Annotated in this window: 10 protein-coding genes and 1 tRNA gene; 1 reads left to right on the forward strand and 10 read right to left on the reverse strand. The window is 64.1% G+C overall.

The window, feature by feature from the left end; all coding sequences use genetic code 11:
• Positions 1–83 precede the first annotated feature (83 nt).
• The 7 genes from QRN51_RS10760 to QRN51_RS10790 all read right to left on the reverse strand — a co-directional run bounded on the left by QRN51_RS10760 (position 84) and on the right by QRN51_RS10790 (position 10124).
• Positions 84–2843 carry a LuxR C-terminal-related transcriptional regulator gene (locus QRN51_RS10760; protein ID WP_284989827.1) on the reverse strand — a complete coding sequence of 920 codons (2760 nt, stop codon included), beginning with the start codon at positions 2841–2843 and terminating at the stop codon, positions 84–86.
• Positions 2821–5541: a helix-turn-helix transcriptional regulator gene (locus tag QRN51_RS10765; protein WP_284989828.1), complete on the reverse strand. Its 2721-nt coding sequence runs from the start codon at positions 5539–5541 to the stop codon at positions 2821–2823. The genes QRN51_RS10760 and QRN51_RS10765 overlap by 23 nt, the downstream gene beginning before the upstream one ends.
• A 189-nt stretch (positions 5542–5730) precedes the next feature.
• Positions 5731–6315, reverse strand: a complete 585-nt coding sequence (pth, locus tag QRN51_RS10770; protein WP_059387937.1) for an aminoacyl-tRNA hydrolase — start codon at positions 6313–6315, stop codon at positions 5731–5733.
• A 121-nt stretch (positions 6316–6436) separates the two neighbouring features.
• Positions 6437–7009 (reverse strand): 50S ribosomal protein L25/general stress protein Ctc, encoded by a 573-nt coding sequence (locus tag QRN51_RS10775; RefSeq protein WP_284752518.1) that lies wholly within the window; start codon positions 7007–7009, stop codon positions 6437–6439.
• A gap of 403 nt (positions 7010–7412) precedes the next feature.
• The gene (locus QRN51_RS10780; RefSeq protein WP_028266439.1) at positions 7413–8393 is read right to left on the reverse strand and encodes a ribose-phosphate diphosphokinase; all 981 of its coding nucleotides are present in this window, start codon (positions 8391–8393) and stop codon (positions 7413–7415) included.
• Positions 8390–9898, reverse strand: coding sequence for a bifunctional UDP-N-acetylglucosamine diphosphorylase/glucosamine-1-phosphate N-acetyltransferase GlmU (gene glmU, locus QRN51_RS10785; protein WP_284989829.1), 1509 nt, complete (start codon positions 9896–9898; stop codon positions 8390–8392). The genes QRN51_RS10780 and glmU overlap by 4 nt, the downstream gene beginning before the upstream one ends.
• A gap of 154 nt (positions 9899–10052) precedes the next feature.
• Positions 10053–10124, reverse strand: a tRNA-Gln gene (locus tag QRN51_RS10790).
• 189 nt (positions 10125–10313) lie between these two features.
• Between QRN51_RS10790 and QRN51_RS10795 the strand changes: the two genes are divergently transcribed.
• Complete coding sequence (locus QRN51_RS10795; RefSeq protein ID WP_370872197.1) at positions 10314–11000, forward strand: TetR/AcrR family transcriptional regulator; 687 nt, start codon at positions 10314–10316, stop codon at positions 10998–11000.
• Between the two features lie 964 nt (positions 11001–11964).
• Here the strand turns inward: QRN51_RS10795 and QRN51_RS10800 are convergent.
• From QRN51_RS10800 to rsmA, 3 genes are read right to left on the reverse strand one after another with little or no spacing between them, the layout of a single operon-like run.
• Positions 11965–13800, reverse strand: a complete 1836-nt coding sequence (locus tag QRN51_RS10800; RefSeq protein ID WP_284989830.1) for an ABC-F family ATP-binding cassette domain-containing protein — start codon at positions 13798–13800, stop codon at positions 11965–11967.
• 39 nt (positions 13801–13839) lie between these two features.
• On the reverse strand, positions 13840–14817 hold the full coding sequence (locus QRN51_RS10805; protein WP_284989831.1) for a 4-(cytidine 5'-diphospho)-2-C-methyl-D-erythritol kinase: 978 nt from the start codon (positions 14815–14817) through the stop codon (positions 13840–13842).
• Positions 14814–15695, reverse strand: a complete 882-nt coding sequence (gene rsmA / locus QRN51_RS10810; RefSeq protein ID WP_284989832.1) for a 16S rRNA (adenine(1518)-N(6)/adenine(1519)-N(6))-dimethyltransferase RsmA — start codon at positions 15693–15695, stop codon at positions 14814–14816. The genes QRN51_RS10805 and rsmA overlap by 4 nt, the downstream gene beginning before the upstream one ends.
• Between the last annotated feature and the right edge of the window lie 70 nt (positions 15696–15765).

A 15765-nucleotide genomic window follows, 5' to 3' on the forward strand; every position in this document is an offset into this window, starting at 1 on the left:
CGGGTGGCGGGTACTCGTCGTTGGCAGTGGCGTCCGTTCGAATCGAGAGTGCACTACCACTCCCCCCGCGGCCATTCCCGGCTTCAGCCTGTACTCGACGCTCCTTGCGCGACGGCCGCGGCTCCTGCAAGTTCGTCCCTGCCGGTGATCCCCAATTTCGAATAGCAGCGGTATAGGTGCCCTTCGACCGTCCGGACCGAGATAAGCAGCGTGTCCGCAATCTGCCGGTCGCTGAGTCCCTGGACCGCCAGATTGACGATGTCCCATTCCCTCTTGGTCAGCTTCGGAACCACGGACTCGTTCTGCGTTTCCTCGCTGCCCTGGCCGAGTTCTTCGTTGCAGTGCGCCAGCCCCGCCCGCGCTACGGCGCTGAGCTCCTTGGTCTGGCCGCGATCCGGTGCTGCCAACGCCAATCCATATGCCTTCGCGGCCAGATGGTAGGCAGTGGCGGCCTGTAGCTTCTCCCCTGCGGACAGGTACCGGGCAGCTCCCCCGAACTTGAGTGCCCGTCCGTACTCGGCGAGCGCTTGTGCCCACTCGCCCTCCGTTGCAGCCGCGGTTTCACAAAACCGGTCCAACCTGCTGGTGTCTCCCAGGCCGAGCGCAAGCTCAAGGGCATGAAGTTCAAGGTACGTCGCGTTTTCCTTCGCCGCGTCGTCAGCGTTTTGGTGCAACGCTTCCACTCCCGAACCGTCGGCGTTGAGGAGTTCAAATCCGGCGTCGAAAAAACTGTTTGCCTGTGCCGCGAGAAGGTGGGTGCTGTGTTGTCCCCAGGCTTTGAAGTCCGCCCGGAACCGTTCGGCTTCAGGCAGCCCGGCGCCGGCTGCGGCATAGAAAGCCATGGCGGCACACAGTCCGAAGAGATTCTGCGGATCGCTGTCCCTCAAGGCTTCGAGTCCCGCCGTCAGCAAGGGCAGGGCGTCGCCGGTTTTTCCCTGCCTGATGGCAATGTATCCGGCCACCACGTAGGCCGCGCCGCCATAGGTCGCCATCGAGACGCCCGACGATTCGTAGTACCTGTCGAGGAGATTTTGTGCGTCGGCCCAGTCACCTACGGCCAACGCGCAGATGACGAGGCGGGCGGAGATGAACTCGGGGATGAAGAAGACATCGTTCTCCTGGGGCTGCGCCAAGGCGGCAGCTTCGAGAACCAATAGCCTCGCCTGGCGCCCGCGGCCGAGGGCGCACATCATTTCTGCCTTAAGTGCGAGTGCCAGGCCCCTGAACAGTGGGGCCAAGGAGCCTTCCACGGTTCCCGACTGGAGGAGCACCCGCTCCAGTTCCGGGCCCATCCTCTTGTAATCGCCATCGACGGAGCCGGCGAGCAGCCCGATCACGGTGGCGGCGAGCGTCACCGCGGCTTGCGCGGCCGGCGTCCGCTGGCCGTCGAGGCCGGGCTGCTGTTCGCCCCATTCGCGGAGGATCTCGGCCTCCGCCCGGATCAAGGAAGCCGACTGCCCGACGGCTGCACGCGTGGCCGCGCGAAGGACGCTGCTGGATACGACCTGGGAGGGTCCGGCGTCGCCATCCACAGTTTCCTGGGCCAAGGCTGCCGCGGCCTCGTCCCGGCGGCCGAGATTGAAGTATGAGCGGGCCAAAACGGCTTGAGCAATCGATTGCCATTGCACGTCCCGGACCGCGGACGCCATACGCAATGCGGTCTCGCTCTGCAGTAGCCTCGCCGAAAGGACCGCGGCCCGGATCAAAAGACGATCGGGCACGTCCGCCCCGCAATCAAGTGACCATGTCACCATCCGCAACAAGGAATCCGGGTTATCCTCCAACACATCCATCCGGGAGATCAGCTGCCGATGCAGTTGGAGGCTCTGCGCGGCCGGGACGATGCTTCTCAGCACCTCTCCGTAGACCGGATTGACGAGCCGGAGATTTGGCAACCCGTTGCCTCCGGGCTTGATCAAATGCTGGTCAACCAGCTCCTGGACGGCCGCTTCACCGGCCACAACGTTAATCAACGTCTCGTCCACCGGTTCTGCCAATGCGATCAAGTTCAAGGCTTCCCGGCCCGCGGCCGAAATGCGCATCAGCTGAAGTTTGACGACGGCCTCCAGCTTTACCGTGTGGACCGGAGTCGCGGCCGTCTTGAGCCAAACGCCGTGCCGTTGGACGAGGGTTCCCGAGCTCTCAGCTTCGCGGACAAGGGTCTTCAGGAGGAGGGTGTTGCCGCCCGCCTCCGTCCAGAAACCATGGCTCGTGCTGTTCAAGACGATTCCCCCGAGCAATGCCTCGCACAGTTCGTGGCCTTGCTCAGCGGTCAAAGGCTCCAGGTCGAACCATTCGGCGGTCCCCTCGTGCCACATGCGCAAGAGGGGTGCTGGAACTCCCGGCCGTGGAACGCATGCGGCCACGACTTTGGCCCATCCTGCCTGGACAAGCTCGGTCAGCATCGCGCACGTGGCATCGTCCAGGTAGTGCGCGTCATCGACCAGCAGCAAAGCCGGTCCTGTACCTACGCGGATGCCCTCGAGGTGATCCCACAGTGAGCGAAGCACGGCAACCCGGGAAGATATGTCGGCGAGTGAAAGATGGGCAAGGAAAGGAGCCAGTACCCCATACGGGACAGCGGTCAGTGACGGACTTCCGTGTATCGGGACTACCGTAACTTCCCCGCCAAAAACGCTGCCCAGCTGGGCCAGGAGGGACGACGCGCCGAGGCCGGAATCGCCCACGATGAAGACTGCCGAACAATCATCCGCGCGGATGGCGGCCGTAATTCCGGGGAGCAAATGCCCATAGTCGAGCCACGGTTCGGGCGGCCTTGTAGCGCGTTCTCCGGCATGAGCATGAACCGCCGCAGCGTTGTCATGACTGCGCGGTTCCTTCAAGCTCGCTCCTCGATGAGATTCCCATTTTCGTGAAGATTTGGTAAAGGTGGCCTTCCACTGTGCGCACGGAAACTTGCAACTGGTTGGCTACCTCTTTGTTACTCAACCCTTGACTGGCCATCTTTGCAACCTGACGCTCCCTTTCCGTCAGTTCGGGTCCAAAAGTGTGAGGTGTCAGGGGAAGTACCGGCACGGTCCCGACCAAGCGGTCCAGCCGTTGCTGGGCCAGCCTTGCGGACGCTGAATCGCCGGCTTCCCGGGCGATGTCCAAGGCCAGGACGGCACAGCGGGACTCCACCGCATCCAATTTCAGTTCCTGGGCAACCGAAGCTGCAAGTAGTAACGTCTTCGGGTCCTTCTTGCGGGTTCCCTCCGCCACCATCCGGTTGACTGCGGCCATCTTGCCCTGGCGGCGGGACGAAACCTGCTCCAGGAGCAACAGTTCCTCCTCGGTGCCGTGGACGGTGGCGCCGAAGAGGCTGATGGACGCCGTGGTGATCCGTCCTTTCGCCAAATCCCGGTTGGCCGACTCGATGAGGCTTTGCTTCGCCCCGGGATCCTTCAGCCAACGCCTGGCCATCTTGACGCAGAATTCGGCCATCCAGGCGGGGAACCAGGCCGTTTCCCCTTGTCCCTTTTCGGCCAATTCGAGAAAAGTCCGGGATTCCTTCACGTCTCCGGCCTGGGCGTACGCAAAAGCGAGCGCGGAGTAGGCCAGTGCTGGTCCGTAGTAGTTGCGCCTGATTTCCAACTGCGCCTGGGCGCCCAGCAGGGTGTCGATCGCGACTGAAGCCCGTCCTGCGTAGGTGTAGGAAACGCCCAGCGCCAGTTCGGCGGCACCGCCAAGATAGTGGATGTTCTTTGGTTGCTGATCGAGGGTCGCAGTCAGCATCCGGGCTAGTTCTTCCCACTGTCCGCTGCACAGGAGTGCGGCAAACAAGCCTTCGGACAACCAGTTGTGCAACCGCGGCCGCGCCTTTGCACGCTGTATCTTGTGCCTCAGCTCGCGCGCCAGCTCGATCGCTTCCATTTCCCTGCCCAACACCGCCCAGGCCATGATCAGCAGGCTCCCGCAGCTCAGCCTTTGTTGAAGATCGATGCCGTCCCGGTACTCCTGCTCCAAGGCTTCGGCAACTTCGGCATACTCGCCCTGATGGACGTGGAGCTCGAAACTCGCGAGCCTGAGCATCCCGCTTGCCCGTTCGATTTCCGTGGCATCCGCTCCGGTTTCCTGCGATCGGCGGGAAAGATCCTCCCGGGCCTCGGCGATGAGGCCGGGTATTTGGAGGTGCCCACCTGGAACCCACAGCAGCGCGCTGCAGAGTTCCTGGACATAGTCCGCGTAGTCATACGCCGGGAGGCGCCGAAGCTGCTCGGGCGTCACATCCTTCAAAGCGGCCACCGCGGCCTCGTGCTCGGCCAGAATAACGTGGGAAACGCAGCGCTGCTGGGCGGCAGCCACCCATTCCTTGTCCTCGCGGCCGATCTGCCGGGCGCATTCCAAGGCGAACCAGGGATCGAATTGCCTGTTCGCTGCCGTCGCAGCTGCCAGTGCCACTCCTGGTTCAAGGGTTTCGCGGACGTTCAGTGTCGAAGAGGCAAAGCCCAGGAGCGCCTCGGCATCAAGGTCCCGGGTGATGCTGCCGATCACCCCGGCGGCGAGCCGCCGCAGTTCATTCCGCCGTGGCAGATCCATCCAGCCCCGAATAACCTCACCCATGTACTCGTCTCGCAGCGCCACCCGGCGGGCGCCTGACGGTTCGACGCGCAGGTAGCCGGACCACTCCATCTCGGCAACCACTTCAGGTTCCAGGACGTCCAAGAGCACGGCGAGCGGGGCCGTTCGAATGAGGGCAAGCAGCTCCAGGGCTTCCTGGACCGCGGGGGTCTCCCGGGCCAGGCGCGAGCGGACCAGGTCGGTCAGGACTTCAGCGGAAGAAAGGTGGATTTCGCCCTTCATCGCCCAAACCTGTCCGGCCAGGTGCAGGTTGCCTGAGCGGAGCTGTTCGGTGACGATGGCCTGGAGCACCAAGGGATTTCCACCGCTGGACGCGTGCAAAGCGCTTGCAGCAGTAGCGGTCACCCGTTTTCCAAGGACGCCGCTCAGTAATTTAGCAACTTCCGCCCGTGAAAAAACCTGAAGTTCAACTTCGTCCAGGAGGCCGTCTTTCAACAGCCTGATCAGGTCTTCTGGCATGTCTGTGGCTTGGCGGACAGTGACGAGGACTTTCGCTGTCCCACTGATTAACAAGTGCACCAGAAGGGCCGTGCTCATGCTGTCCAAAGCGGGCAGTTCCGAAAGGACCAAGAGCACTTCGCGCCCCGCGGCGTCCGAACTTATCAAATGCGATATGCCGTGGATGATCGCGCCAGGGGAATCTGCGGCATCGACGGGAAGCCTCGCCACCAGATGGGCCAGCGCCCCAAAAGGAGTGCTGACGTCCGTGGAGCCGTGGAGGTGCAGGACGTGAGTCTTTGGAGTGAGCCGGGCCTCAACCGAACGGGCGAAAGTCGCTTTGCCGACGCCCGGCGCGCCAACCACCACCACTCCGTACAAAGACGGGTCGCCGAGCGCGTCAATAACCGTGTTCTGAAGATCCTGCCGGACCAGGGACGACCATTTTCGACGCTCTGCAGCGCCCAGTGCTTGCCGCTCCGTTGCGGGTCGCTCTGTTTCAGACTCCGGTGTTGCTCGCAATTTAGATCACGCTACCTTCGCAGCTCTGGCGGACGTGACGTTCAGCGGGTCGTTTGCTTTTGTATTTCCTCTTCACCCCCAGCAGTGATTTGCAAAGTATCATAGCGATCGGCGTGAATCAATTAGCCAGCCGACTAACGATCAGGGTACTTGTTAACCACCGAAATGAGTGCACGTAGGCCCACGCTGCTAGGCCTTGACGGGGTGGAACTTCTGCTGGGCGGCAAGCAAACCTTGAGTCATCAATACCTCGACGGCATCCGCAGCTTCATCCAGGAGGAATGGCAGCTCCTTTTTCTCGGAAGCTCCAAAATCCCTGAGGACATAATCCGCGGTGTCCATTCTTCCGGGCGGCCTGCCCACCCCCACGCGAACCCGCAAGTAGTCCTTTGTAGCCAAGGCCTTGGAAATATCCCGCAGGCCGTTATGCCCGCCCTCTCCGCCGCCGATCTTCAGCTTGACCGTATTGAAGGGAATATCAATTTCGTCGTGGACGGCAATAACGTGATCAGGGGCGATGTCGAAGAACCTGGCCAGGCCGGATACGGGTCCCCCGGAAACGTTCATGTAGCTCATCGGTTTCGCCAGCACTACGCGCGGTCCGCCGATCCCCAGCCTGCCCTCGACCACTTGCGCCCGGGCCTTGTGGGCTTTGAAGCTTCCGCCCATCCGTGAGGCCAGTTCGTCCAGGACCATTTGGCCGACGTTGTGGCGGTTGTGGCTGTATTCAGCGCCGGGATTGCCAAGGCCTACGATCAGCCAGGTGTCTGTCATGGAGTCATCCTAGGGAATCAAGAGTGTGGAATGAAAAAGAAGTGGCCGGGACCCCTCAGGGACCCGGCCACCCGCTAAGGCTAATGCCGCAATTAGTCGGAAAGACTAATAAACCGAACGACTACTCAGCGGCAGGAGCTGCCTCTTCTTCGGCCTCCGAAGTGGCCTCCGAGATGTTGATGATGAGGGTCTCGGGATCGGTGAGCAATTCCGAACCGCTCGGGAGGACGATGTCCGAAGCGTGGACGTGCTCGCCGGCCTTGCGGCCTTCAATGCTGATTTCGACGAAGGTGGGCAGGTGCGTAGCCTCGGCTTCGAGGGAAACCGTGGTGGCTTCCTGGTTGGCGACAGCGCCAATGGCAGCTTCACCGATAACGTGGACGGCAACGTCAACGGTAACCTTTTCGCCCTTGCGGACGGTCAGGAGGTCGATGTGCTCGATGATCTGCTTAATCGGGTCGCGCTGGATGTCCTTCACGAGGGCAAGGTGCTCTTCGCCGTTGACGTCCAGGGCCAGCAGGGCGTTGGAAACGCGGACGGCCAGGGTGGTGGCGCGGCCCGGGAGGTTGATGTGGATGGGCTCAGCGCCGTGACCGTAGATGACGGCGGGGATCTGGCCGGCTGCACGGGCGCGGCGGGCGAAACCCTTGCCGAATTCAGTGCGCAGTTCTGCTGCGAGCTTCTGCTCAGACATGTGTACTCCTTGATTACTGTGGCGCCGGCGAATTGCCGGCAAGTCGATCAGCAAGGGCGGAGGTCTGTGGTGACCTTCCACGCCCGGCGGAATGCCAGCCGCTGAGCAGCAGGTTCGGTCCGCCTTCGTTGAAGGAGATTCAGACCCAGTCGATAACGGAGACCCGCAATCCGGTTTTAACCCGGATGTGCTCTCCCTCGCCAAGGTATCCCCAAGAGTTTAGCAGCCGCGTCCCGCCAAAGGGAAAACGACCCCGCCCCGCCCCAACTGGCTCGCATTAGTTGTCGTTTTGAGGGCTCATAACGACAACAACTGCGAGTTAGTTGGGTTGGACCAGCGATGAGTGGGCCCACGCCGGCGAGGGCCCCGGCCTGAGCTTGCGAAGGCTGGGAGCCGGTGGGGATCAGGCGTTGCCGTCGAAGAGGCTGGTGACGGAACCGTCGTCGAACACTTCGCGGATGGCGCGCGCAATCAACGGTGCGATCGACAGGACCGTGAGCTGCGGGAAGCGCTTGTCGGCCGGAATCGGCAAGGTGTTGGTGACGACCACCTCGCGGGCACCGGAATCGGCCAGGCGCTGTGCCGCCGGCTCGGAGAAGACGGCGTGGGTGCACGCGATGATGACGTCCTTGGCGCCGGCGTTCTTGAGGACCTGGACGGCGCCGGAGATCGTTCCACCGGTGTCGATCATGTCGTCGATCAGGACGCAGGTGCGGCCTTCGATCTGCCCGACGACGGTCTTCGAGACGGCCTGGTTCGGCACCGTGAGGTCGCGGCTCTTGTGGACGAACGCCAAAGGCGCACCGCCCAGGCGCTCGGCCCACTGTTCCGCAACGCGGACACGGCCGGTGTCCGGCGAGACAACGGTGATGTTGTCCGCTTCGACCCTGGTGCGGATGTAGTCGGCAAGCAGCGGAATGGCCATGAGGTGGTCCACCGGGCCGTCAAAGAACCCCTGGATCTGGGACGTGTGCAGGTCCACCGACATGATGCGGTCCGCGCCGGCGGTCTTGTAAAGGTCTGCCACCAAGCGGGCGGAGATCGGCTCGCGGCCGCGGCCCTTCTTGTCCTGCCGGGCGTACGGGTAGAACGGCGACACAACCGTGATCCGCTTCGCGGACGCGCGCTTCAGGGAATCGATCATGATCAACTGCTCCATGAGCCAGTTGTTCAGCGGGGCCGGGTGCGCCTGGATGACGAAGGCATCGGTGCCACGGACGCTCTCCGCTGAGCGCACATAGATCTCGCCGTTCGCGAAGTCGTAGGCGTCGATAGGCAGGAGTTCGGTCTCCAACTCCTTGGCGATTTCCTGCGCCAGCTCGGGGTGGGCCCGTCCGGCGGCGAGAACTAGTTTCTTCTCGCCGTGTGCGGTAATTTCGCTCATGCCTGTGTGCCCTCTTCTGTGGTTGCCGGAGTACTTGAGGAATCGGGGGTGGCAGTGGAGCCAAGCGCGGCTTGCGCAGCCTGCGCCCGTTGGGCCGAGTTGCTGCCCTGCCGGTTGGCGATGACCCAGCCTTCCGCGTTGCGCTGGGGAGCGACACTCAGGGTGAGGGCTCCGGCGGGAACGTCCTTGCGGATGATGGCACCGGCGCCGCTGTATGCGCCGTCGCCGATCGTTACGGGGGCCACGAAGACAGTGTTGGAACCGGTCCGTACACCGGAGCCGATCACCGTGCGGTGCTTCTTCTCGCCGTCGTAGTTGGCCGTGATGTTGCCGCAGCCGATGTTGGTGTCCTCGCCGATCTCGGCGTCGCCGGCGTAGCCGAGGTGGGACAGCTTGGAACCGCGGCCGATCGTCACGTTCTTGGTTTCGTAGAAGGCGCCGATCTTGCCGGTCTCCCCAAGGACAGTGCCGGGACGCAGGTAGGTGAACGGACCAACGCTGGCTCCCGCACCGATGGTCGATCCTGAGCCGTGGGTGCGGGTCACCTTCGCGCCTTCGCCCACCGAAACGTCGGTGAGGGTCGTGTCGGGGCCGACGACGGCGTCGCGCGCCACGGTGGTGGTGCCGTGGAGCTGCGTGTTGGGCAGGAGGCGGACGTCTTCGTCCAGTGTGACGGTGGAATCGATCCAGGTGGTGGCCGGGTCAACGACCGTGACGCCTGCACGCATCCACGCCTCGATGATGCGGCGGTTGTGCTCTGCGCCGAGCGCGGCGAGCTGGATACGGTCGTTGGCGCCCTCGACCTGCCAACGGTCGGCGGTGACGACGGCGGAAACCCGGCCTCCGGCGTCGCGCGCCAATTCAAGAACGTCAGTGAGGTATTTTTCTTGCTGGATGTTCTCGGTGGTCACTTTGCGCAACTGCTCGCGAAGCACCTTTGCGTCAAAAGCGTAGATGCCGGAGTTGACTTCGCGGATGGAACGTTCCGCGTCGCTCGCGTCTTTGTGTTCGCGGATGCCCAGCACGGTGCCGTCCTCGGCACGAAGGATGCGGCCATAGCCATTGGCGTCGTCGAGCACCGCGGTCAGGACCGTCACGGCGTTGCCTTCGGATTCGTGCGTGGCGACCAGCTCGGACAGAAGGGAACCGGTCAGCAAAGGCACATCACCGTAGGTGACCACTACCGTGCCGGTGAGTTCTGCCTTCGCGTCCAAGGCGTCAAGGGCTACTTCCACCGCGCGCCCGGTTCCCGGAACATCGTCCTGGTCCACGATGACGGCGTCGGGATCGATCAGTTCAATGTGCGCGGCGACGAGGTCCCGCTCATGGCGGACCACGAGGGCCAGCTGCCGGGGATCGATGGAGCGAGCTGCGAGGATGGCGTGCGCCACCATGGAGCGTCCGCCGATTTCGTGGAGGATTTTGGGAGTCCGTGACTTCATCCGCGTACCGGCTCCGGCAGCTAGGACAATTACAGCGGCGGGGCCAGTAGTATCGGGGCTCACGAAGTCGCTCTCCTTGCTCGGTTACGTCCGGGCGAACCCGGCTGCGGCATCTGCTCTATCCTACTCTTGCCGATTCACAGCCTTCCGTGCAGCCAGTGGACAGCTTCGGGAGAGACGGTGCCTTCAGAGGCGGCGCCGGCAGACCACCGACAAGTTCCGCCCATAGGATTCGAACCTATACTCCACGGCTCCAAAGGCCGGGGTGCTGCCATTACACCAGAGCGGACCGTGCGCACTTAGCCCTTGCGGACGCAAGGTCCGCGGGGTTCCCGATTGACCGGGTCGCACACACAAGAATCTAGTTTGCCATGACCATCGCGGTGTTCGCGACTTGGCGCAACCCCGAGTCCTTTCCAGCGGTATTGGCGGGCACTCCAGAGGCCGCTTCACGCTTGCCATAAGGCATGATGGATGCGTGAGCAACAGCACAGGACTTCCCCGGCAGTCGACGGGTTCCAGGGTGATCAACCACCCACCCGCAGCCCAGGTTGTCCGTGCCCGGATGACAGGCTCCCAGCGCCGCTCCCAGCTCATCGAAATTGGCCGGGGCCTCTTTGCCGCCCGCGGCCTGGACGCCACGACCATCGACGAAATCGCAGCCGCCGCGGGCGTGTCCAAGCCGGTGATTTACGAGCACTTCGGCTCGAAGGAAGGCCTCTATACCCAGGTTGTGGAGTTCGAATTCCGGATCCTCCTCGACGCCATCAACGAGTCCCTCGCCGCCGAAGCCAAACCACGCGTCCTCGTTGAACAGGCGGCCCTTGCCTTGCTCGGCTACATCGAGGAGCGGAGCGACGGCTTCCGGATCCTCATGCGCGACGCCCCGCCCTCCCAGCCCGAAGGCGCCTTCTCCACCCTCCTCTCCCACGTGGCCGATCGCGTAGAGGACCTCCTCGCCGACGAATTCGCCCGGCGCGGTTTCAGCGCAGCCGACGGCGCCATGTATGCCCAAATGCTCGTGGGCATGGTGGCGATGACCGGCCAATGGTGGCTGGACCACCGCGAGCCCGACAAACGCGCGGTAGCCGCCCACCTGGTCAACCTGGCATGGAACGGCCTGACGGGCCTGCAAAAGGAGCCGGAACTCCGGAGCGAGGGCTAGGGCGTCTGGTTGGCTTTTGCGGTTGCGGTTGCGGTTGCGTCCACGGTTGCCGTGGTCGCCTCCGTGCTTGCGTTTCCGTGGTCGCCCACCCGGCGCAACGGGCCTTTCGCACGCATCCGTGCTCGCTTCCGCGGCGCAACGGGCCTTTCGCACGCATCCGTGCTCGCTTCCGCGGCGCAACGGCCCTTCGCCGTCGCTTAGCGCGGAGGTTCCTTCCCAAAGCTCGCAAGCTCACTTCGGGGCCCTCGGAACGCCGCTTCAACGCAAATGGGCCCCTGCGGTCGCTGAGCGACCTCCAAACCCCGATGCGCCGCGATGCGCTCCTACCCGAAGGCCCGCAGCACCGCTCTTGCCATCGTTCCGTTTGGCGCCTGGCCTTCAACGCCGAGGCGCTCCGTCGACACGCAAAATTCCTATCGACACTGGAATCCGCGCATCGGATTTCACTTTCTGCGTCGCTGGCAAATTTGGGGGTCGAGAATCGCCCCCGATTCCCCAGCAACGATTTCCGACCCGCGCCCGGACCTCCGACGCCGATGTGCCCCGTCGACGCGCAAAATCCCGCTCGACACCGGAATCCGCGCAGCGATTTTCTCGATCTGTGTCGCGGGCAAATTTGGGTGTCGAGATTCGCTCGTTCGCGACGACCTACCGTCTCCTTCGAGCCTCGAGTTCCACGGCCCCCTACCCATCCCACCGCTGGCGGACGACGCCGGCAGTCCGCCCCCGCGAGGTGACTTACCCCCGCCGGAGGCCGTTCTTCCGAAAGGAGCGCATCGCGACGCAACGGGCCGGGGAGGTCGCTCAGCGAGCGAGCGGACCCTCTTGCGTCGAAGCGGCGTTCCGAGGGCCCCGAAGCGAGCTTGCGAGCTTTGGGAAGGAACCTCCGCGCTAAGCGACGCGGAAGCGCCGGCTCAGGCACCAAAGGCAACCGCAAAGGATGCCGGCGCCTGTCCCAGCCCGCCTACTCCCCCAGGATCTCCGCCGCCTCGAGCCATTCGAGCTCTAGGCCTTCTTTTTCGTCGAGGAGTTCCTGGAGCTTGGTGTTCAGTTCGCCGAGGGCGTCGAAGTCGCCGGATTGGGACTTGGCCGCCATTTGGACGTGGAGCTTCTCTTCTTGTTGCGCGATTTTGCCCAGTTGACGGTCGATCCTGTTCAGGTCTTTGCGGGCTTCGCGCTTCTCTGCTTCGCTGGGCCCGGAGGCTGCGGCACTCGAGCCGCTTCCCGCCGTCGGCCTCGCGCTGCCGCTCGACGCGCCGCCGGTCACCGCGCCGCTCGCCAGCGCGGCTTCGCGCAATTCCAGGTACTGGTCCACGCCGCCCGGAAGTCCGCGGAGCTTGCCGTCACCCAGGAGTGCCATTTGGGAATCCGTGACGCGTTCCAGCAAGTAGCGGTCGTGACTGACAACAACCAGCGTGCCGGGCCAGCCGTCCAGGACGTCTTCGACGGCGGCAAGCGTGTCGGTATCGAGGTCGTTGGTGGGTTCATCGAGCATCAGGACGTTCGGTTCGCCCACAAGCAGACGCAGAAGTTGCAGGCGGCGCCGTTCGCCGCCGGAAAGGTCGGTGACGGGAGTCCACTGCTTTTCCTTCGTGAACCCGAGCTGCTCCACGAGCTGGCCGGCCGTGAATTCCTTGCCGCCCACGCTGAAGGAGCGCTTCTCGCGTTCGATGACCTCGATCACGCGAAGGTCGGACACGTCATCGAGTTCCTTGACGTCCTGGCTGAGCACCGCCGTGACAACAGTCTTGCCGCGCTTGACCTTGCCGGAGCTCGGCGTGATCTCGCCGTTAAGGAGCCTCAGGAGAGTGGACTTTCCGGCACCGTTGACGCCCACCAGCCCCAGCCGCTGCCCCGGAGCCAAGCGCAAGGTGACGTCGTCGAAGAGCTTCCGGCCGGCGTCGTCCCCCTTGAAGTCCAGGGAGACGCCTTCAAGGTCCAGCACGTCCTTGCCGAGGCGGGCGGTTGCCATCTTGCTGAGGGCCACCGAGTCGCGCGGATCAGGAACATCTGCGATCAGCTCGTTGGCGGCTTCGATGCGGAACTTGGGCTTGGACGTGCGCGCAGGGGCGCCCCGGCGCAGCCACGCCAGCTCCTTCTTGACCAGCTGTTGGCGCTTGCTTTCGACGACGGACGCCGTGCGGTCACGCTCGGCGCGGGCCAACACGTAGGCAGCGTAACCGCCATCGAACGGGTCCACTATGGCGTCGTGCACTTCCCACGTCCGGTTGCAGACTTCGTCCAGGAACCAACGGTCGTGAGTCACCACAAGGAACGCGCCTTGGTTGGCGCGCCAGCGGGTCTTCAAGTGCCGGGAAAGCCAGGCGACGCCTTCCACATCGAGGTGGTTGGTTGGTTCGTCGAGCATGATGACGTCGTGGTCTTCGATGAGCAGCTTGGCCAGGGCGACTCTGCGCTTTTGTCCGCCGGAGAGGGCATGCACGTTGGCGTGCCAATCGACGTCGGCCACGAGGCCACCCATGATCTCGCGGATTTTGGGGTTCGCGGCCCATTCGTGGTCGGCTTGGTCGCCGACGATCGCGGCGCCGACCGTGAGGTCGCCGTCGAGCACGTCGGACTGGTCGAGGTAGCCGACGTTGACGTCGCCGCGTTTGGTGACGCGGCCGGAGTCCGGCGTCGAGCGCAATGCCAGCAAGCGCATCAGCGTGGATTTGCCGTCGCCGTTGCGCCCGACCATGCCGATCCTGTCGCCGTCCTCCAAACCAAGGGTTACGCCGTCGAGGATGGTGCGGGTTGCGAATGAAACGGTGAGGTTTTCACCGCCAAGCAGGTGGGCCACTGGGTACTACTTTCTGGTGTGAACAGTCAGGGCGACGTGTCAAAGAAGGGTATCGGAGATGATTCGGGCACCCGGAACCGGGCCGTGCACAGCAAGGGCGTTGTGTCCCAGGTGCCGAAGATCCTCGGCGAGCCCCTCGGCCGCCCGGGGGTTGTGGGCAAGCAAAGCCACGGTGGGGCCGGAACCGGAAACAATCCCGGCCAGGGCACCGCTGGACTCCCCTATCCCTATGGTGTCCCGCAATTGCGGGGCCAGCTCGATCGAGGCGCGCTGGAGGTCGTTGATGAGAACTTTGCTCAAGGCATCGGGATTCCCGTCGCGCAGCGCCTGAAGGATCTTGGCGTCCACCTCGAGCGGCTCGGGGATGTCGAGTCCCTCGGTGGTCCGAAGCCTGTCCAAGGTGTGGAAAACCTCGGGTGTGGAAAGTCCGTAGTCTGCGCAGACGAGGACCCAGTCCATCTGCGCTTTCGCGAGTGCAGGTGAGAGTTCGTCGCCCACGCCAAGCCCGACGGCGGTACCTCCGAGAAGCGAGAACGGCACGTCCGCGCCCAGCTCGGCTGCAAGGTGGGCCAGTTCTTCGCGTGACAAACCACTGTTCCAGAGGGCATCGCAGGCCAGGAGTGTCGCCGCGGCGTCGGCCGAGCCGCCGCCCATGCCCCCGGCGACGGGGACGCGCTTGGTGATTTCCAAGTGCACGCCCGTGGCTTTCTCCGAGACATCCCTCATGATGGCGGCAGCCTTGTAGGCCAGGTTCCGCTCGTCCAGCGGGATGTCCACACCGTCGAGGTCCAAGGTGCTTGAGGGAGCGATGCTGACCGTGATCCCGGTCCCCTCCGTGCTCGTTGCGGCTACTTCCTCGTACAGGGACACCGCGAGATACACGCTGGCCACAGAGTGGTAGCCGTCGGGCCGCAAGGGGCCGACGTTGAGGGAAACGTTCACTTTGCCGGGTGCCCGGACGCGGACGGTCCGTGCGACGAAGCGCCCGCGGTTCGCACCGCCGATTGCCGGATTCATGCGTCCAGGGGGTGGCGTGCCTCGGCGATCCGGACAAACGCGTTGATATCGAGCACCTCTCCGCGGGCAGTCGGATCAACGCCTGCAGCGACAATGAAACGTTCGGCCTCCGCCGCGCTCCCCGCCCATGTCGCGAGGGCCGCGCGGAGCGTCTTGCGCCGCTGGGCAAAAGCGGCGTCGATGACTGCGAAGACCTGTTCGCGCGTGGCGTGCGTTGCCGGCGGCGCGCCGCGGGTGAAGGACACCAGGCCGGAGTGGATCTTGGGGGCCGGCCAGAAGACATTCATGCCGATCACGCCGGCCTTGCGCATGTGGCCGTACCAGGCGGCCTTGACCGAGGGGACTCCGTAGATCTTGGAGCCCGGCCCCGCGGCCAGCCGGTCCGCCACCTCGTCCTGGACCATGACCAGCCCGTGTTGCAGGCTCGGGAAATGTTGGAGCAGGTGCAGGACCACGGGGACGGCGACGTTGTACGGCAGGTTGGCCACGAGAGCCGTGGGCTGAACCGGAAGTTCGGTGACCTTCATGGCGTCGGAGAGGACCAGGTGGAATTCGTCCACGGCTTCCGGGCGCCACGTGCGCACCGTTTCCGGCAACTTGCCGGCCAGTACGGGATCGATCTCGACGGCGACAACTGTCTTGGCGGCGTCGAGCAGGCCGAGCGTCAGCGAACCCAGCCCGGGGCCGACCTCCAGCACGGTTTCCTCGGGATCAATACCGGCGGCGGAGACGATCCTCCTGATCGTGTTGCCGTCGATGACGAAGTTCTGGCCCAGGGTCTTTGTGGGGCGGACACCGATTTCCTCGGCGAGCCGTCGGATGTCCGCAGCTCCCAGAAGGGGCGCGACGGCGGCGGGTTCGGAATTCGGTTCAGTCACCTAGGTATCGTATCGTCTGAGCGACCGGCGGGAGCGCCGCCTCTTGGCTTCAGCACGCGAAAAGGCCGGG

The organism is Arthrobacter sp. efr-133-TYG-120, assembly GCF_030209785.1.
Classification (GTDB): Bacteria; Actinomycetota; Actinomycetes; order Actinomycetales; family Micrococcaceae; genus Arthrobacter.

Excerpts from the sequence above, each read along its gene's own strand:
- QRN51_RS10775 (WP_284752518.1), bottom strand. The coding sequence starts at position 7,009 with ATGTCTGAGCAGAAGCTCGCAGCAGAACTGCGCACTGAATTCGGCAAG.
- pth (WP_059387937.1), bottom strand. The coding sequence starts at position 6,315 with ATGACAGACACCTGGCTGATCGTAGGCCTTGGCAATCCCGGCGCTGAA.
- QRN51_RS10780 (WP_028266439.1), bottom strand. The coding sequence starts at position 8,393 with ATGAGCGAAATTACCGCACACGGCGAGAAGAAACTAGTTCTCGCCGCC.
- QRN51_RS10805 (WP_284989831.1), bottom strand. The coding sequence starts at position 14,817 with ATGAATCCGGCAATCGGCGGTGCGAACCGCGGGCGCTTCGTCGCACGG.